Consider the following 19,249-nt stretch of genomic DNA (forward strand, 5'->3'; position numbering starts at 1 on the left):
TCTTACATCTGAGTAGCCAATTGCCAAGTAGCGAAAGACAAATCTTAGTAAATTAGACATTCCGTACGCTCTGTTTATGATTAATATAAATATAGCGCCATAAATAAAATAAATAATAAAATCTTTATTTTTAAAAATATCAGAAAGCATTTTGGGGTCTCAAAATTAAGTGGTAACTCATAAATCGGCAGTTTTTAGTAAAACTTTAATACCTCGAACAGGATGTGGTTTATGATTTTTGTGCCATTTTATATAACCTTGCAGTATCATTATCTTATTATCATTTATAATGTTTGATAGAGGGGCAAGAACTGAAATGGGAAAGCGCAAGAGTGCTTTGGTTTATGTCCTGACCGTCATTATATTTTTGCTTATTATTCCTGAGATCATTCTGCGTGTATGCACGTCCGAGCAACTTGGCCGTATCAGCGACTTCACCAGTTTAGGTGGCTTGTTAAATCCACTATTGTCCTTACTCATCTTCCTGGCACTGTTGTCAATCATACTGGCCGTTATTGCTATCGCACTGGTTAAGCGAATTCTTCGTACGAGATGATTTGACTGCAAGCGACTCATAGCGCCTGCCAGCCGTTACCGCTATGAGTCCAAATCGTCAGCCCAAAAATTTTTATTCCCCCCAGCAATATTTCCATCCCTCATCCGTCTACCTCATCACAAGCCATAATCAGTTACTGTAAACGGGGTAAACACCATGAGAGATTTTGATATGCACGACAGAGGCCACGGTCGCGGATTCGGTCGCCACCGTATGGGTAAGGGCTTAGTCATCGGCGCGGTGATTTTCATCGTGCTCGGCCTGGTGGTGATGACCCTGTGGAACGCCTTGCTCCCGGCCATCCTCGGCGTAAAAGCCATTGGCTTCTGGCAGGCGCTGGGCATTCTGGTGCTGAGTCGCATTCTGTTTGGCGGGCTGGGTTTCCGCCCGGGAATGTTTGCCGCGCACCGCCGGATGCACGAGCGCTGGATGAACATGACGCCAGAACAGCGCGAGGCGTTTATTCAGCAGCGCCGCGAAGGGTTTGGTCGCCACGGACGCGGCCACTGCGGCTGGCACGGTCATCGTGAGGAAAAACGCGACGACGCCACGCCAAAAGCGCCGGAAGCAGAGTGAGCGAAATGAAAGCCGGGGAGGCGGGCGGATCCATGCTGATGTCGGCGCTCAATGCCTGCCGCGCCCGGCTGACAGCCTTCATTCGCGGGCGGACGTCCGTTCGCGATGATGCCGACGACATTTTGCAGGAAGTGACGTATCAGCTGATGAAAGTGGAGCAGCCGGTCGAAAACGTCGCCGCCTGGCTGTTCCGCGCGGCGCGTAACGAGATGACCGACCGGGCGCGTAAAAAGCGCGAGGTGTCGCTCTCCGGCTATTTTACGGGCGAAGACGAAGAGGGTTTCCCGGAGGACGAGCTGGCTGAAACCCTGTTCGGCGTGGCGCACACGCCGGAAGAGGAGTACCTTAAAACGCTGCTGTGGGAAGAGCTGGGGCAGGCGCTGTCTGAACTGACGCCGCCGCAGAGGGAGGTGTTTGAAAAGACCGAACTCCACGGCTACAGCATTAAAATGCTGGCAGAGGAGACGGGCGCCAGCGAGCAGGCGCTGCTATCCCGCAAGCACAAGGCGGTTCTGTTTCTGCGCACGCGGCTGCGGGACGTCTACGACGCGCTGACGGGCGAATAGCGGCGACAGACAAAACCTTACACTTCCGGCACTTGTAGATTCATCACTATGGTTTATGATCGGGACGTCTCGTCACTCTGGAATATTATGCGCAACCGTCAGCTCCTCGGAAAATGGCTTTTGATCGTCACCTGTCTCGCGATGGCGCTTTGCCTCGTGCAGCGTGCTGTGATGCTCAACCATTTTTTACAGGGACTGGATCCGCAGATTTCCCTGAGTGCTGATGCCCCGGCTCAAAGCAGCAACACGGAAGAGCCTGGCCTGTCGCCCTGTCAGCTGGGCGCACACTCGCTGCTTTGTGCCCAGCCGCTGTTCTTCGACGGCGCGCTGCCGGCCATCATTATCTTCTTCGCGCTGCTGCAGCTGTTTACGCAAGGGCGGGCATTCGCTCCCGCAGAACAGCCCGTCCAGGCACCGCCTCCCCGAATACACCTTAAAAACTGCGTTTTCCGCGAATGAAAATCATCGTCCTCTCACGATAATTTTCACTGTTCACGGAGTAAAACATGGTTAACCTCTTCAGGGGATTCGTCTTCCTGTGGCTGTTCTGCATCGGCGCTGCCCATGCGGCAGACACCGGCTGGCTGGTCTCCCCACAAAACGATCACGCCCGCATCCGCTTTCAGGCGGAGAGGGAACAAACGCACATTAAGGGCCTGCTCACCGTTGAGCTAAAGCCCGGCTGGAAAACCTACTGGCGATCGCCGGGCGAGGGCGGCGTCGCGCCAAAAATCAGCTGGCCGGAAGGCGTAACGGATAGCTGGTCCTGGCCGGTCCCGTCGCGCTTCGATATCTCCGGCATGACCACGCAGGGCTATCACGATAAGGTCACTATCCCGATCGCGCTCGACGGGGTGAAGGGCGACACGCTCGACGGAACGCTCACGCTCTCGACGTGCAGTAACGTCTGCCTGCTGACGGACTACCCGCTGCACCTTGATTTTACCCAGCCGGTGGATGAGGGCTTCCGCAGCGAGTTCGAGCAGGCGATGCGCGCCGTGCCCGGTACGACAGGCGTATCCATGGATCTCTCCGCCTGGCTCTCTGGCGACAAGCTGGTGATTACCGGCACGACGGACGGGAAGTGGGATAATCCGGGGATCTACTTTGACCCGCTGGAGGGCGACATTCTTCCCGGCGAGCCGGTTATCAAACATGACGGCAATACCCTTCGGGTGACGGTTCCCGTGACCGACGAATGGGGCGATAAGCCCACCTCGCTGGAAGGCAAGAGGCTGTCGTTTGTGCTGACCAGTGGCGGCAATGCGCAGCAAACCACCATGGCCGTTGGCGCGACGCCAGCTACGTCTTCTGTGCCTGAAGGGACGGGAAAAATGGTGCTCTTTGCCCTGCTGGGCGGGCTGATCCTCAACCTGATGCCCTGCGTGCTGCCGGTCATGGGCATGAAGCTTAACAGCATCCTGCAGGCGGGATCGGACAGGCGCGCGATCAGGCTGCGCTTTCTGGCCACCAGCGCCGGGATCCTCACCTCCTTTATGCTGCTGGCGGGGATGGTGACCGCGCTGAAGCTGGCCGGGGCGTCGCTGGGGTGGGGTATTCAGTTCCAGAACCCGTGGTTTATCGGCCTGATGGTCGCCGTCACCTTCCTGTTTGCGCTGAATCTGTTTGGCGTGTTTGAGATGCTGCTGCCTTCTGCCGCCACGGGACGGTTGGCGACGGCAGGGGGATCGGGGATTGGCGGCAGCTTCTGCGAAGGGATGTTCGCCACGCTGCTGGCGACGCCGTGCTCCGCGCCGTTCCTCGGTACGGCGGTCGCCTTTGCCCTTGGCGCACCGCTGCACTCCCTGTGGCTGATCTTCCTGATGCTCGGCGTGGGCATGAGCCTGCCGTGGCTGTTTGTCGCTCTGGTGCCGAAAACGGCCATGCTGCTGCCGAAACCCGGCCGCTGGATGAACACGCTAAAAGTGGTTCTGGGCCTGATGATGCTCGCCTCCAGCCTGTGGCTGGCGACATTGTTAAGCGTGCATCTTGGCGAGGCGGTCAGCCAGATTGTGATGCTGGTGCTCATCGCCGTCGCGCTCGCGCTGTTCGCGCTGAAGGGGCAAAAATCCTCCCCATTGTTTTGGATCGTTGTGATCGCGCTGTCGGCGCTCGGCGGGTATCAGGCGCGCGGGCTGCTTAACGCTCCGCCTGACGCTCCGGCGCAGAATGCCGCTCAGGCCATCCCGTGGCAGCCGCTCAGCGAGGAGGCCATCCAGCAGGCGCTGGCGCAGGGGAAACGGGTGTTTGTGGATATCTCGGCGGACTGGTGCGTGACCTGCAAAGTCAACGAGCATCGGGTGCTGAATCAGCCGGACATCATTGCCGCGCTGCGCCAGGCGGACGTGGTGGCCCTGCGCGGAGACTGGAGCCAGCCGTCCGCGTTTATCGCGGATTTTCTGGAGAAGCGAAATCGTTACGCTATTCCGTTTAACGCGGTGTATGGCCCCGGCCTGTCTGACGGCGAAATCCTCTCGCCGCTGCTGGACAAGCGCACTCTTATCGCCACCCTGAACAACGCAAAAGGCTAATTGTGTTATGAAAAAATTCCTTATTACGCTTCTGCTCCTGCTGGCGCCGGTTCAGGCGTTCGCTGCCCAGCCGCTGACGCCGGACCAGGAGCAGCGGGCGCAGAAGACGATCGCTGATTTTCTGTTTAACGATCCGAACTCCCCGCGCATCGGCGCGAAAAACCCAAAGCTCACCCTGGTGGTGTTTACCGACTACAACTGCCCGTACTGTAAAAAATTCGATCCGTACCTGGAGAAGATCGTCGAAAAGCATCCGGACGTCGCGGTGGTCTTTAAATTTTTACCTTTCCGCTCGGAAAGTTCGCTGACCGCGGCGCGGGATGCGTTAATGCTCTGGCGTCAGGATCCGGGGCAGTTTATGAAGCTTAACCACACTCTGATGGCGAAAAAGGGCTACCACGATGACGTCAGCATTCAGGAGGCGCAGAGGCGAGCGGGCGTGAGCGTCACGACGCCGGATGACGAGAGCCTGATGACGATCAAGCGCAGCCTGATCGTCGCGGAAAAAATGGGTATTCAGGGCACGCCCGCCACGCTCATCGGCGAGGGATTGCTGCCCGGCTGGGTGCCGTTTGAACAGTTCGACGAAATGGTCAGTGACGCACTGAAAAACCGCTAACCTGAAGGGGGCGGAATGCCCCCGACAAACCGGAGAGGGAAATGAAAAAATTACTGTTACTTTCAGCGCTGGCGACGTCAGGGCTGGTACAGGCGGCTGATGCCATACCGGACGTGGTGAAACACTTCGGCGAGCAGCAGAACATTAAAATCATCAAGAAGCTGGATGCGCCAGGCGGCGCGCCCGCCTGGCTTGGGCAGTATCAGGACATGGGCGTGACGCTTTTTTTAACCCCGGACGGCAAGCACGTCATTTCAGGCTATCTTTATGATGACAAAGGGAAGAACCTCAGCGAAGGCTATTTCCAGAAAGAGATCTACGCCCCGATGGGCCGCGAGATGTGGAAGAACCTCAACGCGGCGCATCCTCTGAAGGAAGGGGCGGATAATGCCCCGCGTAAAGTCTTTGTGTTTGCCGATCCGTTCTGTCCGTACTGCAAGCAGTTCTGGGCCGAAGCCCAGCCGTGGGTGAAGGCGGGCAAGGTGCAGCTCAACACGCTGCTGGTGGCGTTTCTCAACCCGAACAGCGGACGTAACGCCTCGGCGATTCTGAATGCGAAAGATCCGGTTGCGGCCTGGCGAGAATACGAGCTGTCCGGTGGGAAAAAATTGCCGAAGCCAGAGGGCGGGGCTTCCCGCGAAACGGTAGCGATCCTGCAGAAGCACCAGACGCTGATGGACAGCCTGGGCGCTAACGCCACGCCGGCCATTTACTATCTGAATGCGGAAAATGAGCTGCAGCAGGTGGTCGGTATGCCGGATGCGCAGCAGCTTGAGGCGATGTTCGGGCCGAAGCCGTAAAAAACAGGCAGAAACGGGGCGTTTCTGCCTGATAGTGACTTAGCTTCCCCAGCGTCCTTTCAGGTAGTTGACCGCCTGCTGGGTCTGCGGCTGGTTCAGGTAATCTTCCCGGAACAGGATGGTGCCGTTCACGTTGGGCAGCGAATCGTTGAGATCGAGCTGCTTTTTCAGCTCCGGCACGCCGCCCTGAACCGTCCAGTCCGGCTCATTTCTCGACGGCTCGCCCACCTTGTAGAACGCAATGCCGATATACAGGCGAGTGTGGGTCGGCTTAACGACGTCGGCCCACCATTTGGTCAGCACGTCGTAGCGCGCGGCATCCCGGGAGAAGGGCCAGTAAATCTGCGGAGCGATGTAGTCCAGCAGGCCCTGCTGCACCCACTGACGCGTATCGGCGTAGGATTCATCGTAGGCCGCGGCGCCGCGGGTGTCCGAGCCAGCCGGGTCAAAGGAGCGGTTACGCCACACGCCCGCCGGGCTGACGCCAAACTCAACCTCGGGCTTAGTCTGTTTAATCGCGCGGGAAACCTGCACGATCAGCTGCTGCGTGTTGTGTCTTCGCCAGTCGGCCTTTGAGGCAAATCCCTGGCCGTACTGCCGCCAGGTCTGCGAATCATTGAGCGCGGACCCCGGCGATTCGGCGTAGAAGTAATCATCGAACTGCACGCCGTCTACCGCGTAGTTCGCCACCACTTCGGTCACTACCCGTGTGATCCAGTCCCGCACTTCCGGAATACCGGGGTCGAGAACAAAGCGGTCGCCCGAGATGCGCACCCACTCCGGGTGCTGGACATAGACGCTGGACGGGGTCTGATAGGAAGTCCGGTTCAGGGCGGCGATGGTTGACGGTTTGGTGTTGGTCGACACGCGGTACGGGTTGAACCAGGCATGGACCTTCATGCCGCGCTTGTGCGCTTCATCCAGCATAAATTGCAGCGGATCGTATCCCGGATATTCGCCGATGTTGCCCGTCAGCATATCCGACCACGGCAAAATTTTTGATGACCAGAGGGCCGTGCTGTCCGGCTTCACCTGGAAAAACACCGTGTTAATCCCGAGGTGCTTAAGGTTGTCGAGCTTGCCGATCAGCGCCTGCTTCTGCATCGCGATGCGCTGATCGGCACTGCGGCCGTTCACCGAGGCTACCGGCGGCCAGTCGAGACGAGAGACGGTCGCCAGCCAGATCCCGCGCATCGGCTCGTTTGCCTGCGGCGTCGGTTTACTCGCGGTGGGAAGAGGGGTAACCAGTGATTTCGGCGGTTTGGAGGAGCAGCTCACAAGTAAAAGCGCGCAGGCAGCCAGCGCACCAATCCGTTTTACGTGTCGCGTCATTTGCGTATTAGCTCTTGATAATCCGACTGTTGGCCCAGGGATTAAAGGCGGGCTCCGCCTGTTCTGTGCTTACCTCATCGTTGAGGGAGTCCAGATACAGGGTTTCCACTTCCGCGCGCGCCCACGGGGTGCGGCGCAGAAATTTCAGGCTCGATTTAACGCTGGGATCTTTTCTGAAACAGTTAATTTTGATTCTGTCACCCAACTCGCTCCAGCCATATTTCGCCACCAGGGCGTTGACCATCATCTCGAGCGTTACGCCGTGCAAAGGATCGTTGGAAATATGTGCAGTCATAGGCGTCGAAGGTCTCAGTTTTAGTGGGGTTGGGGTTACCGGTGAAAGGGTACAAGAAAGCAGGGGAAGCGGCAATGCAATCCAGATGGGATATGCATCCAGGGTGACTGTGAAGAAGTAAACCCACCTTATTTATGCGTTAAGCGTGTTGTGCATGTACGTATAATAGCGTCCGGAGCTAAACGTTCTAAGATTCTAACCTTTCACGAGAAAAATGATTATGAGCAACAACGGCAATAAATTTTCGTATCTGAAGGTTTCGCCTCAGCTTGTCCAGAACAGGAACGTCAAAATAGAAAAAATTAAGTTGTATAATTCACTCTGTCAGCATGCAGGTTATACAAAAAAGAAAAATAACCCGTCATACAGTGATGTCTGTATTGATTATGTCCCGCCAAAGAACATGTCGACACCTGTAGATACTCTTGTCGCCAAAACTCATCTGTATGCTATTCCTGGCGCGTTAGAATGTGGATATGCGCAATGTATAAACTGGACTGCAGAAAGTGTATTAAATGCGCAAATCCGAAGAGGTATTGGGCGATATACGATTGCGAGGTTGAAACTGGCCAGTGCTTGTATTGGTATTAGTAATAGTCGTTCGTTTAAAGTTAAGAATTTCTTTCAGTGTGTAGAAAGTTCAGAAAAATCTACTATTTCCTTTATCATTGGCGGATTTTTTTGTTATCAGTCTGCAACTTTCTGGTTAAGCTCCAGACATGAAAAAATAAAACATTTTATTCATGCAGGACTTGCGGAAAAAGCTTCACTGAGCTTTACGCGAAAAAAGGACATAAAGACCACCCCTGATTACTTCATCGAGACAACTCAGGGTGAGTGGCATACTTTTGAAAGCAAAGGAGGTGAAAGTTCCAGCAGATGGCAAAGGATAGAAGAGGGCATTGCACAGCTAGAAAGCGTGACTGCGGTTGGCTGGAAAGGTAAACAACCCATCCCTGTCAGTACCTTCGTCTGTACGCATGCGTCTATGGATACAGGAAAAGAAATTTCGGTGAACGTTGTGGATCCTGACCCAGTGCATCCCCGGTCAATTATACTAAATCATGCTGTATGTGTTCTTCTCACTAAAATAGCATTAATCAATCTTTTTGAAACCCTCGTAGAGGACAATCCTGCGGGGGTATTTAAAGTCGCTGGCATGGAAGAATGGATTTTTATCAGCACCCATCATTTTGATGGTGTTCAGCTCGGTATTCCGGAAAAGTACTTTAACTTAAATAAAAGTTCAGTGAGGAGTGTTGGGGAGTACTTGGCTCTGAAAGAGATAATTGACAGTGCGCTAATGGAAAATAATGAGCTTCCCGTGGTTGAGAAAATTGAAAAGGAATTATCTTATTTGTTAAAGCGTTCTAACTCATCGCGCAAGATTATTTCGTTTTTAACACCTTTGCTGAAGAAGAAACTTCCTTATGAAGAAACCTTACATCTCTTCTCTGAGTATCTCGGGTTGCCGAAAATGGCTAATGATTTTTGTCAAGAAGATGAACGGTTAGAAAAAGCATTATCCGAATCAGTAAGAAAGCATCGATCTCCATGGGGCGGCCTGGTGCGTGAAGCGCCAGCACCCGGTCATGATGACCCTTGGGAGAAAAAACAAAGACAGAATAAAATGAAGCCCTGACCTGAACAGCAGTAATGGGACAGAAAGGCCGCGCTGATGCGCGGCCTTAAGCTATCAAGCGGTTATTTTGTCTGGGTAAAAAGCCCCGGCGCCCACGGACGCGGATCCACCTCCATAAACGGCGCGCGCTCGAAGCGGTCCTTCAGCGCCCACGGCACCGTGCAGTCGAAGATGGTCTTGCAGGAGATGCCGTTGGCGCGAATCGAGGTGCTGTAATCCGGCGACTGGGACGGATCCAGCTGATGGCCGCGGATCCCCGGTATATTCGTGATGCTGACATCGCCCTGCATGCGGGTGGTCATCGCCCACAGGATGTCGTCGCTGTCGAAAATATCAACGTCTTCGTCGACAAGAATGATGTTCTTCAGCTCCGAATAGGTGGCTAAGGCAATGAGCGCCGCCTGGCCCTGACGTCCTTCGTCTGACGGCTGGCGTTTTTTCACCTGCAGGATCCCGAGGAATTTACCGCCGCCCGCGGTATGCGCATAGACGTTTTGCAGGAAGCCCGGAATCGCCTCTTCAACGGCATTGCGGATGCTGGCTTCCGTCGGTAAACCGGCCAGGGTGGTATGCTCTTCTCCCGGTCCCACCAGCGTTTGCAGGATCGCGTGGTTTCGCATGGTCACCGCTCTCACTTTGATCACGGGCAGGGATGGGTTCGCCTCGCCGCAGTAGCCCGGGAACTCCGGCATCGCGTGGCCGGTATTGGTGTGCTGATCTTCTCTTACGCGCACGCCAGGGAGTAGTTCGCCCTCGATGATAATTTCCGCCCGCGCGATCGCTTTCTCTTTTACCGCCACGCCCTGTACCAGTTCGACAGGCTGCTGGCGCAGCGCCCCGGCGACGCCCAGCTCGTTGTAGCCAAACGGCGTGGTGGGCGCCTCAAAGCATGCGCCGATATAGATGGCGGGATCGAGACCCATGTTGATCGTCACCGGCAGCGGCTTCCCGGCCTCTTCCGCCTTTTTGCGGAAGACTTCGATATGCCGACCGGCGGCAAGGAACATGGAAAGCTCGTCGCGCTCCTGGACGCAGAGACGGTGAATGGTGACATCCGTCAGCGAGCTGTCTTCCGGATCGCTTGCCAGCACCAGCCCCAGACAGAAGAACGGGCCCGCATCAATCGGCGTGTTTGTCGGTGCCGGAAGCAGCTTGCGCAGGTCGAAGTCAGGGTCGTCTGCGTAGAATACCTGTTCCTGGCAGGGTGCCTGCGAGGCCGGAACGACAACCGGCGCAACCGGCTTTTTCACCGCCTGGCCGACGTGTTTTGCCAGCTCAGAGGGCTCGCAGCCAAGAAGCAGCGCCGCGCGCTCGCGGCTGGCGTGCATGCCCACCAGGATGCGGGAGCCCGGATAGCCCTTCACGCTGTTAAACATCATGGCCGGGCCCGTACGGGTTGGACGTTTTACCGTGCCGCTCGCGCCGATATGGCGGTAGACCCCCGCCAGCTCCGCGTTGGGATCGACCGGATGATCGGTTTCAAGATACTGCCCTTCGTGGCGCTGAAGTAGGGCGATGGCGCTGCGGAGATCGTTGATCTGGTTTTCCATATTTTCCTCCCTCGTTTGAATACCTCCATTTTCATGGCAATGACCAATAGCATCAATTGCATCATTAATGCTAAATTGATAAGTAAATTAATATCAAAATAGGAAGCGTTCCGTGCAGTTTCGTCAGATGCGCCATTTCATCGTGGTGGCCGAAGAGCTCCACATGCACCGGGCCGCTGAGCGTCTGAACATGGCGCAGCCGGCCCTGAGCCAGCAGATAAAGGCGCTGGAAGAACGTTTAGGCGTCACGCTCTTTAGCCGGGCGAACCGCCGCTTAACCCTGACGCCCGCGGGTGAAGCATTTCTGGTGAAAGCCAGGCTCGCCATTTCCCTCACCGAGCAGGCGGTTCTGGACGCCAGGCAAACGGCAAGGGGCGAGCAGGGGGTATTAAACCTGGGGTGCGTGTCGAGCGCGATGTTCGACGGCAGGCTGCCCGCCGCGCTGCGCCAGATGCACACGCGCTGGCCGGCCATTACCATGTCGCTGGTGACGGGAAACGTGCAGACGCTCTACGCGGCCGTGCAGAGCAACCAGCTCGATGTGGCTATTATCCGGGCGCCGCTGCCGTCGCTGCCTGACGATCTGCAAAGCCGCCCGTTCGCCTCGGAGAAAACGGTGCTGGCGCTGTATCGTCAGCATCCGCTGGCGGGATCTTCCGCGCTAACGCTTTCGTCGGTGAAGGACGAAAAATGGATCTCCCTGCGCGACCCGGAGGGAATGGGGCTGGAACAATACTTTTATGACGCCTGCAGCGGGGCGGGCTTTCAGCCGGACGCGGTGCAAAACGCGACCGACGTGCCCACGGTGATAAGCCTGGTCTCGGCGGGGTTTGGGCTGGCGCTGCTGCCCGCGTCGGCAAAGGCGGTGAGCGTTGAGAATGTGGTTTACGTGGACATCCTCGACCGGCTCCGTGAAAGCGAGCTGACGCTGGTTTGCCACCGGATTATTCGCTCAGAAGTGCTTAAAAAATTCCTGATTACCCTCGATCAGACCTGACGCCCGGCGGCCTGCAGCAGCTGCTCGCGCAGCCAGGCATTCGCCGGATCCAGGCTGTTTTTCGGGTGCCAGTACATGTAGATGGTAATCGGCTGGAGCGGCAGCGGCGGCGCAAAGAGATCCAGCGTGCTGGCAAACTGTTTCAGCATCCGTTCCGGCAGGGTGCACACCAGGTCAGTACCGGCAACAAGCGCAGGCGCCACGGCGTAGCTCTGCGTGGACATCGCAACGCGTCGCTGATAGCCCAGCCCGGCCAGGGTTTGATCGACAAAGCCGGTAAACGGATCCCCCGCCGACGACACCACCAGATGCGAAAGCGCGCAGTAGCTTTCCAGGTCTAACGCTCCGGTCCCGCGCGGATGGCCTTTGCGCTGGGCGGTGGCAAACGCGTCGTCGAGGAGTTTGCGCCTCACCCATCCGTCATGGGCGCCCGCGCTCACGCCGATGTAGATATCCACATCTCCGTTTTCCAGCTGCTGCGCCAGTTCGGACATCTGTGGCAGGGCGAAGCGCAGGCGAATATCGGGAGCAGCGGTACCCACCTGGTTAAGCAGCCCGCTGCCCAGCATCAGCGCCGGGTTTTCGTGCAGGGCGATAACAAAGGTCCGACTGCTGGTGGGGGCATCAAACGTGGCGGGAGAAAACATCGCGCTGATGCCGCGCAGCACGCTCTCTACCTGCGGCTTAAGCGCTTCCGCTCGCGGCGTGGGTAGCACCCCACGTCCATGTGGGGAGGGAATAAACAGCGGTTCGCCAAAAAGCGTTCGCAGACGCGCGAGACGAGCGGACAGCGCGGGCTGGCTGATACCCAGCCGTGCGGCCGCATGGGTGATATTCCTGTCCTGAAGCAGGGCGTCCAGGGTCAGGAGCAGGTCTATGTCCATGTCAGAGCTGGGCGTCATCTTATTTCGCGCTGCCGGCGTCCCGGTTGGTATAGGTCACAGGGACCCAGGCATAGCCGCCGTTTTCGCCTTTGGTGACATAGCCTATACCCGGGAACGGCAGATGGGGCGCGGCGACCAGGTCTTTATTTTTCGCAAAGTCCGCAAACGCATGTTCGCGCACGCTTGCGGCTTTGTTCTGATCTTCATCGTAGGTAATGGTCACGTCAGGCTGCGGGAACTGTACCGCCTCGGCATGAATGATGTCGCCGACAAAGGTGATCTTCTCGCCTTTGCTCGTCAGCGTGTAGAAGGCTGAGCCGGGCGTATGGCCGGGATGAACCGTGCCGGTCAGCCCCGGGAGAATCTCAGATGTGCCGCTAAAAGGCACCACTTTACCGGCATCAAGATAGGGTTTTAAGGTCTTCTGCGCGACGTCAAAGTAGTTCTTGCCGTAGCCGGTTTTTTTCTGATTCTCGTCGTTAAAGAAAAAGTCGACGTCCGGTTTGCCAACGAAAACGCGCGCGTTGCTGAACACCACCTTGCCGTCTTTCACCAGGCCGCCCGCGTGATCGGAGTGGGCGTGGGTCAGCAGGACTTCAGTAATATCCTCGGGTTTAATTCCCTGGGTGGCAAGGCTCTCAATCAGACGTCCGCCGTTGCCGGGGCCAAAGAGCTGGCCTGAGCCCGTATCCACCAGAATTTTATGTCCGGGCATCGCAATCAGGAACGCGTTAATGGATACCTCAGGCGGGTTGGTCTGGAAATTTTTCGCGAGCAGCGCATCGATTTTTTGCGGCGTTGTCCGGCGCAGCAGCTTGCGAAGATCCTGCGCGACGGTCCCGTCCGTAAACGAGGTGACCAGAACGTTGCCGACCTGAACGCTGTATCCGCCCGCCGGTTGTTTAACGACGTGCTGGGGCGTCTCTGCCGACGCCTGCAGTGCAGGGTAGAAAAGCAATGAACTGGAAATCAGCGTAGAAAGAGCAAGTTTTTTCACGGTAAGCATACGAGTCTCCTTTGAAAGCGCTCATCTTACTTCTTCGTAAAATTATAAGAACCTGCCCAGAAATGATAGGACCTATAAACGCAGTGGATAGCACAGCGCAGAAGCCGGGTGGCGATGCTGCCTTTCCCGGCTCGTAACATGTTATTTTTTCAGCGGTGCGTGCCAGCTGTCCGGCGTGGCTTTGGACCAGGAGCCATAAGCGGCATTTGGCAGCACAATCCAGTCGTTACCGAAGTGTTCCGCGCTGGCCTCAACCAACTCACGCTGCTGCTCGCTCGGCTTTTTATTTTTAAACTGCACGGCGAAATCCGGCAGGCTGTCGCCAAACAGCATCACGATCTGCTGCTTTTTGAGGATGCTCTGGCGACGCTCTTCCTTGCTGACCGTGTCCAGAAGCACGCTTTCATCGGACACCTGCGGAAGTCCCAGGTCTTTTAACGTCCTGAGCGTATCGGCTTTATTTTCCTGCATGCGGTCCGAGACATAATAGATACGGACCTTGCTTTGATTCACATGGTCAAGAAACGCCTTCGCGCCCGGAATTAAGCCGGGTTTACCCTGTTTTTCCCAATCGCTCCAGGTGTCCCATTTTGTATAGTCGTGACACTGCTCGGTGTCGCGCACCAGCAGAGGGGTGTTATCCAGCACCGTTTCATCCAGGTCCATTACCACGGCGTAATTTTCAGGCGTTTTCAGCTCTTTTAGCTTCTCGTTGAAACGCTCGGTGGCAAACCGATACGTCTGCAGCTGAAGAGCCACGATCTCTGCCGATTTCTGCTGATAGCGCAGCGCCATTTCGTACGCTTTGGGTTCACACAGATCGCCCCCGGCGGCCGTCGCCGCTGCCGTTGCACTCAAAACAGGTAATGCCAGCAGTAATGCCTTAGCCATTGAATTCACACTTCTTTCCTCAACACCGTGGTTAAAATCCTGAAAGCCTAATGAAATTCAATGACAGAAATATGAAGGCCGCGCCGTTAGACCAGCATGTAATACCAGAACAGGGCGATCTCGTCTTTTTCCGGTAAGGCGTTGTAGAGATAACGATCGTATCCGCCCAGGGTAAACCCGTAGTTGCGGTAAAACAGACAGGCAGAAACGTTCACATTTTGTGTTTCAAGCCGTAATCCCGGCGCGTTTACGCTGCGGGCCCAGACGTGGGCGGCTGCCATCAATTTTTGTGCGGCGCCGGTTCTGCGTTTTGTACGCTCAACGGCAATATAATCCACTGAGATAAATTTATTCCAGCCGATCGAAGCGGTAATAAATCCTGCAATTTCACCGTCATCCGTTTCGGCAATAAGAAATATGGCGTCCGGATTAACGCAGTGGTTTTCAAGGGTTTGGATATCGAGCTCGTAGGTTTTAATCCAGGGCACGGCGACGGCTTCGATATGCAAATCGCAGTGGATAAAGGGCTCTCGCGCAATGTGGCTAATGGTGAAAGAAAAGTCACAGCATTCAAGGCGAGCGAGGTCGTTACTGAGTCCTTTTCGAATCTGCATAGTATTCCCGGTAGTGAGTAATTTCATAAAGAATAGACGAAGCGGTTAAATCCGCTGGCCTAACACACTTTTAATCCTGAACTAAGCTTGTACTTCGTTCCGCGTAAAATGTGGGTCATTCGAGGACAATGAATGGAATTCAGGACATTTCAAAAGCAGTGGGGTGCTGAGTTTATTTCCGATGACGTTGTACGTTTTCGCGTCTGGGCAGAAGGACAGAAAGAACTTACGCTACGTCTGGCGGCCGGCGACGTACCGATGACGGCAGCTGGCGACGGCTGGTTTCAGGCAGACGTATCCGGCGTCACGCACGGTGCAGAATATCAATTTGTTCTGCAGGACGGCATGACGGTGCCCGATCCCGCCTCGCGCGCGCAAAAGGGCGACGTTAACGGCCGCTCCATCGTTATCGATCCCCAACGCTATCAGCCGGTCAACCGGGACTGGGCAGGGCGGCCGTGGGAAGATACGGTTATCTACGAGCTCCACATCGGCACGTTTACCCCGGAGGGCACCTTCCGGGCCGCCATCGACAAGCTGCCGTATCTGGCTGAGCTCGGTATTACCCAGCTTGAAGTGATGCCCGTCTCTCAGTTTGGCGGTTCCCGCGGCTGGGGGTATGACGGCGTGCTGCTGTACGCCCCGCACTCTGCCTACGGTACGCCGGAGGATTTCCACGCGTTTAACGACGCTGCGCACGGGCTGGGGCTTTCCGTGGTGCTCGATATCGTGCTTAACCACTTCGGCCCCGAGGGAAACTATCTGCCTCTGCTGTCGCCCACGTTCTTTGATGTAGATCGGATGACGCCGTGGGGCAACGGCATCGCTTACGAACGCGAGCCGGTGAGGCAGTACATCACCGATGCGCCGCTCTACTGGCTGACGGAGTATCGTCTTGACGGCCTGCGCTTTGACGCCATCGACCAGATTAAAGACAGCGCTGAGACGCACATTCTGGAGGAGATTGCCGCAAAAATCCGCGAGGCGATCCCGCACCGCCACGTTCACCTGACCACGGAAGACAGCCGCAACGTGATTTTCCTGCACCCGCGCGATGAACAGGGCAACACGCCGCTGTTCACCGCCGAGTGGAATGATGATTTCCACAACGCTGCCCACGTGTTTGCCACCGGCGAGACCCACGCGTATTACCAGGATTTTGCCTTTGAGCCGGAGAAAAAGTTCGCCCGGGCGCTGGCGGAAGGCTTTGTCTATCAGGGCGAGATTTCGCTGCAAACCGGCGAATCCCGCGGAGTGGAGTGCCAGACGCAGCCGCCGCAGTTCTTCGTCGATTTTATTCAGAACCACGATCAGACCGGGAATCGTGCCCAGGGCGAGCGGCTTATCACCCTGGCCGGTGCCGACAAGACGCGGGTGCTGCTTGCCGCGCTGCTGCTTTCTCCCCATATCCCGCTGCTGTTTATGGGCGAGGAGTTTGGTGAAACGCATCCTTTCCTGTTCTTCACCGATTTTCACGGCGATCTGGCAAAGGCGGTGCGGGAAGGGCGCGCGAAAGAGTTTACGGGCCATGCCGGGCACGATGAAACCGTCCCGGATCCGAACGACGTGAACACGTTTATCCGTTCAAAACTCGACTGGAATAAGATTGCCACCGATGAAGGCAAAACGTGGCTGCGCTTCACGCGCCACCTGCTGACGCTGCGTCATCGCCATATCGTTCCGCTTCCGCGTCATGGCGGCGCCGTTGAGGGCAAGGTAATCAAGACCGCGCCCGGCATGGTGGCGGTGAGCTGGCATTTCCCGTCGGGGACGCTCTCTCTGGCGCTGAATATCGGTAATAAGCCCGTCGCGCTGCCCGATCTCTCGGGTGAGACGCGCTTTGCCTGGCCGGAAGTCACTGACGTTTTACCGCCGAACGGTATTGTCGTTCGCTTTGCTGATGGAGAAGCATCGTTATGATCCCTTCCGCCACGTACCGTATTCAGTTCCGCAATGGCATGACCTTCGACCGCGTTGCGGCGCTGGTGCCTTACCTGAAAGATCTCGGCGTCAGCCATCTCTACGCGTCGCCCGTATTTACCGCCACAGCGGGTTCCACTCACGGCTATGACGTGACCAACCCGAATGAAATTGACCCCGCAATCGGCGGACGAGACGGTTTTGACCGCATGGCCGCGGCGCTTAAGCAGGCCGGCATGGGGCTGATTCTGGACATTGTCCCGAACCATATGTCCACCTCGCTGGAAAACGCCTGGTGGCGGGACGTAATTGAATACGGCCAGCAGAGCCGCTATTTCCGCTATTTCGATATCGACGGGTCGAGCCCGCTGACGCTGCCGTTCCTCGGCGACACCTTTGAGGCGGAGCTGGAGAAGGGGGCGATCGCCCTAAAACGTGACACTGTCACGAACAAGGCCGCGCTGGTTTACTATGACGCCGAGTATCCGCTCAACCCCGGCACGTACAGTGAGGATAAGAGCATCGCTGAACTGCACGACGCGCAAAGCTGGCGGCTGATGTCCTGGCGGGAAGCGCCGAAGCAGCTTTCGTGGCGGCGCTTCTTCGAGATCACCGGGCTGGTCGGCGTTCGGGTTGAAGACGAGCCGGTCTTCGACGATACGCACCGGCTGATCCTTGAGCTGGTTCACGCCGGCATGGTGGACGGCCTGCGAATCGACCACGTCGACGGCCTGGCCGATCCGCTGGGGTATCTGCAGCGCCTGCGGGAGAAAACCGGACCCGACTGCTACATCACGGTTGAAAAAATTCTCGCGAAGGGAGAACAGCTCCCCGCCGACTGGCCGGTATCCGGCACCACCGGCTACGAGTTTATCGCCTCGCTGGCGGAAGTGCTGGTCGACGACGATAACCTGTCGCGCCTGGAGACCATCCACGACGAAACGCTGGGGATAACGGTCGATCGCCACGCGGAACTGCGCGATGCCAAGGGCCTGATGACCGATCGCAATTTTGAGGGTGAATTCACTACGCTGCTAAACCTTGCTGACGATCTGGCCCGCCGCAATGAGGTTGCGCTGCCGCGCGAGGAGATCCGCTACGCGCTGCGCGAGCTGCTTATCGCCTTCCCGGTCTACCGCACCTACGGCACCCGGGAGGGATTAACCCCGCCTGACGTGGCGCTGCTTAACCGCGTGGTCGCCAGCGTGGAGACCTCTGAAGCGGCGCTGAGTCTGATTGTGCGCATTCTTACCGGCGACCTGCCGGAAGATTGTCGCGAGTCCGCCGCGCTTTTCAGAACCCGCTTCCAGCAGCTTACCGGGCCGCTGATGGCGAAGTCCGTTGAAGACACGCTGTTCTTTCGCCACAACCTCGAGCTGGCGCTCAATGAAGTGGGCGCCGACCCGACGCCGCGCGCGTTTTCATTATCCCGCTTCCACCAGGAGATGCGCATTCGTCTGGCCCGTCAGCCCGACGCGCTGCTGGGCACCTCAACTCACGACACCAAGCGCGGGGAAGACGCCCGGGCGCGTCTCTACACCCTGACGGAAGCGCCGGAACGCTGGGGTGAGAACCTGGCCCGCTGGCGACAGATGAACCAGACCCAGGTGCGTTTTCTCAATGACGGCACCGCGCCGAACGCCGCCGATACCTGGATGATCTATCAGGCGCTGGCGGGCGTCTGGCCTGCCACGCAGTCTCCGGACGACGCCGAAGGGCTTAAAGCACTCGACGCGCGTTTTATCGGCTTCCTCGAGAAAGCGCTGCGCGAGGCAAAACAGCGCACCGACTGGATCGACAGCAACGAGAGCTATGAGAGCGTGGTGCTGAGCTACGCGCGGCACCTGCTTTCGCCGGACAACGCGCTGTTCCTGCATGATTTTAGCGAGGCGATGCAGCCCTTTATCCGGGCCGGGCTGATGAACAGCCTCAGCCAGACGGTAATCAAGCTGACGGCTCCCGGCGTGCCGGATATCTATCAGGGCAGCGAGGCGCTTAACTTTAGCCTCGTCGACCCGGATAACCGGCGGGAGCCGGATTTCAACGCGCTGGTGCACAACCTCAGCGCGGCGGATGTCACGGTGTTTGACAACCCCGCCTGCTGGCGAGACGGGCGCGTTAAGCAGTTCGTCACCGCCACGCTGCTGCGGCTTCGACCACACTACGACGTGCTTTTCCGCTACGGCGACTGGCTGCCGCTTAAGGTCTCCGGCGAGCGCGAGGAGAATCTGATTGTCTATGCGCGCGTTAAGGACGAGGAGGCGCTGATTGTCGCCGTGCCGCGTCTGGTTTTTGATGTCACCGATAATCATCAGCTGTGGGTCAATACCACGGTGGCGATACCCGGGGAGCTGGCGGGGAAACGCTATCGGGATCTGTTCAGCGGTGAGAGCCGCATTCTGCAAGAGACGCTGAATTTAACGTCAGAAAAGGGATGTGTACTGGTTCTGCTTACCTGCGAATAATCGTG

The 19,249-nt window shown here is 57.0% G+C and carries 18 protein-coding genes; 11 read left to right on the plus strand and 7 right to left on the minus strand.

Going from position 1 to position 19,249, the window contains the following annotated elements:
* Positions 1-316 precede the first annotated feature (316 nt).
* The 7 genes from UTM25_RS06575 to dsbG all read left to right on the plus strand — a co-directional run bounded on the left by UTM25_RS06575 (position 317) and on the right by dsbG (position 5,648).
* Positions 317-556: a hypothetical protein gene (locus tag UTM25_RS06575; RefSeq protein ID WP_133549050.1), complete on the plus strand. Its 240-nt coding sequence runs from the start codon at positions 317-319 to the stop codon at positions 554-556.
* 156 nt (positions 557-712) lie between these two features.
* Positions 713-1,132 carry a hypothetical protein gene (locus tag UTM25_RS06580; protein ID WP_194399276.1) on the plus strand — a complete coding sequence of 140 codons (420 nt, stop codon included), beginning with the start codon at positions 713-715 and terminating at the stop codon, positions 1,130-1,132.
* Between the two features lie 5 nt (positions 1,133-1,137).
* Positions 1,138-1,698, plus strand: coding sequence for an RNA polymerase sigma factor (locus tag UTM25_RS06585; protein WP_194399618.1), 561 nt, complete (start codon positions 1,138-1,140; stop codon positions 1,696-1,698).
* An 87-nt stretch (positions 1,699-1,785) separates the two neighbouring features.
* The gene (locus tag UTM25_RS06590; protein WP_194399275.1) at positions 1,786-2,157 is read left to right on the plus strand and encodes a hypothetical protein; all 372 of its coding nucleotides are present in this window, start codon (positions 1,786-1,788) and stop codon (positions 2,155-2,157) included.
* A gap of 47 nt (positions 2,158-2,204) precedes the next feature.
* Positions 2,205-4,229, plus strand: coding sequence for a protein-disulfide reductase DsbD family protein (locus UTM25_RS06595; protein WP_194399274.1), 2,025 nt, complete (start codon positions 2,205-2,207; stop codon positions 4,227-4,229).
* Between the two features lie 7 nt (positions 4,230-4,236).
* Positions 4,237-4,848, plus strand: a complete 612-nt coding sequence (locus UTM25_RS06600) for a DsbA family protein (RefSeq protein ID WP_194399273.1) — start codon at positions 4,237-4,239, stop codon at positions 4,846-4,848.
* A gap of 41 nt (positions 4,849-4,889) precedes the next feature.
* Positions 4,890-5,648 (plus strand): thiol:disulfide interchange protein DsbG, encoded by a 759-nt coding sequence (gene dsbG, locus UTM25_RS06605; RefSeq protein ID WP_194399272.1) that lies wholly within the window; start codon positions 4,890-4,892, stop codon positions 5,646-5,648.
* Between the two features lie 39 nt (positions 5,649-5,687).
* Here the strand turns inward: dsbG and UTM25_RS06610 are convergent, their stop codons facing one another.
* Together UTM25_RS06610 and UTM25_RS06615 are read right to left on the minus strand one after the other, a co-directional pair.
* Positions 5,688-6,980 (minus strand): glycoside hydrolase family 10 protein, encoded by a 1,293-nt coding sequence (locus UTM25_RS06610; RefSeq protein WP_194399271.1) that lies wholly within the window; start codon positions 6,978-6,980, stop codon positions 5,688-5,690.
* A 7-nt stretch (positions 6,981-6,987) separates the two neighbouring features.
* Positions 6,988-7,275 carry a VF530 family DNA-binding protein gene (locus UTM25_RS06615; protein WP_194399270.1) on the minus strand — a complete coding sequence of 96 codons (288 nt, stop codon included), beginning with the start codon at positions 7,273-7,275 and terminating at the stop codon, positions 6,988-6,990.
* A 220-nt stretch (positions 7,276-7,495) separates the two neighbouring features.
* Here UTM25_RS06615 and UTM25_RS06620 point away from each other — a divergent pair, with 220 nt between their 5' ends.
* Entirely contained in the window at positions 7,496-8,917 is a 1,422-nt protein-coding gene (locus UTM25_RS06620; protein ID WP_194399269.1) for a hypothetical protein, read from the plus strand.
* A 62-nt stretch (positions 8,918-8,979) separates the two neighbouring features.
* Here the strand turns inward: UTM25_RS06620 and UTM25_RS06625 are convergent, their stop codons facing one another.
* The gene (locus tag UTM25_RS06625) at positions 8,980-10,467 is read right to left on the minus strand and encodes a UbiD family decarboxylase (protein ID WP_194399268.1); all 1,488 of its coding nucleotides are present in this window, start codon (positions 10,465-10,467) and stop codon (positions 8,980-8,982) included.
* A gap of 112 nt (positions 10,468-10,579) precedes the next feature.
* Between UTM25_RS06625 and UTM25_RS06630 the strand changes: the two genes are divergently transcribed.
* The gene (locus UTM25_RS06630) at positions 10,580-11,464 is read left to right on the plus strand and encodes a LysR substrate-binding domain-containing protein (protein ID WP_194399267.1); all 885 of its coding nucleotides are present in this window, start codon (positions 10,580-10,582) and stop codon (positions 11,462-11,464) included.
* Here UTM25_RS06630 and UTM25_RS06635 read toward each other — a convergent pair.
* The 4 genes from UTM25_RS06635 to UTM25_RS06650 all read right to left on the minus strand — a co-directional run bounded on the left by UTM25_RS06635 (position 11,455) and on the right by UTM25_RS06650 (position 14,859).
* A complete protein-coding gene (locus UTM25_RS06635; protein WP_194399266.1) occupies positions 11,455-12,366 on the minus strand; it encodes a LysR family transcriptional regulator in 912 nt (303 codons plus the stop codon). The two genes, UTM25_RS06630 and UTM25_RS06635, sit on opposite strands and share 10 nt — an antisense overlap.
* A gap of 1 nt (position 12,367) precedes the next feature.
* Positions 12,368-13,354 (minus strand): MBL fold metallo-hydrolase, encoded by a 987-nt coding sequence (locus UTM25_RS06640; RefSeq protein WP_194399265.1) that lies wholly within the window; start codon positions 13,352-13,354, stop codon positions 12,368-12,370.
* 141 nt (positions 13,355-13,495) lie between these two features.
* Positions 13,496-14,254 (minus strand): 5'-nucleotidase, lipoprotein e(P4) family, encoded by a 759-nt coding sequence (locus UTM25_RS06645; RefSeq protein WP_194399264.1) that lies wholly within the window; start codon positions 14,252-14,254, stop codon positions 13,496-13,498.
* Between the two features lie 77 nt (positions 14,255-14,331).
* Entirely contained in the window at positions 14,332-14,859 is a 528-nt protein-coding gene (locus tag UTM25_RS06650; RefSeq protein ID WP_194399263.1) for a GNAT family N-acetyltransferase, read from the minus strand.
* Positions 14,860-14,991: 132 nt separating this feature from the next.
* On the opposite strand from UTM25_RS06650, the gene treZ reads away from it, so the two are divergent.
* Together treZ and treY are read left to right on the plus strand one after the other, a co-directional pair.
* Positions 14,992-16,779 carry a malto-oligosyltrehalose trehalohydrolase gene (treZ, locus tag UTM25_RS06655; RefSeq protein ID WP_320714499.1) on the plus strand — a complete coding sequence of 596 codons (1,788 nt, stop codon included), beginning with the start codon at positions 14,992-14,994 and terminating at the stop codon, positions 16,777-16,779.
* Positions 16,776-19,244, plus strand: coding sequence for a malto-oligosyltrehalose synthase (gene treY, locus UTM25_RS06660; protein WP_194399261.1), 2,469 nt, complete (start codon positions 16,776-16,778; stop codon positions 19,242-19,244). Before treZ ends, treY begins: the two co-directional genes overlap by 4 nt.
* The last annotated feature ends 5 nt before the right edge of the window (positions 19,245-19,249 follow it).

Origin of the sequence: Enterobacter sp. 61D5 (genome assembly GCF_034107965.1) — a bacterium.
Classification (GTDB): domain Bacteria; phylum Pseudomonadota; class Gammaproteobacteria; order Enterobacterales; family Enterobacteriaceae; genus Enterobacter; species Enterobacter cloacae_M.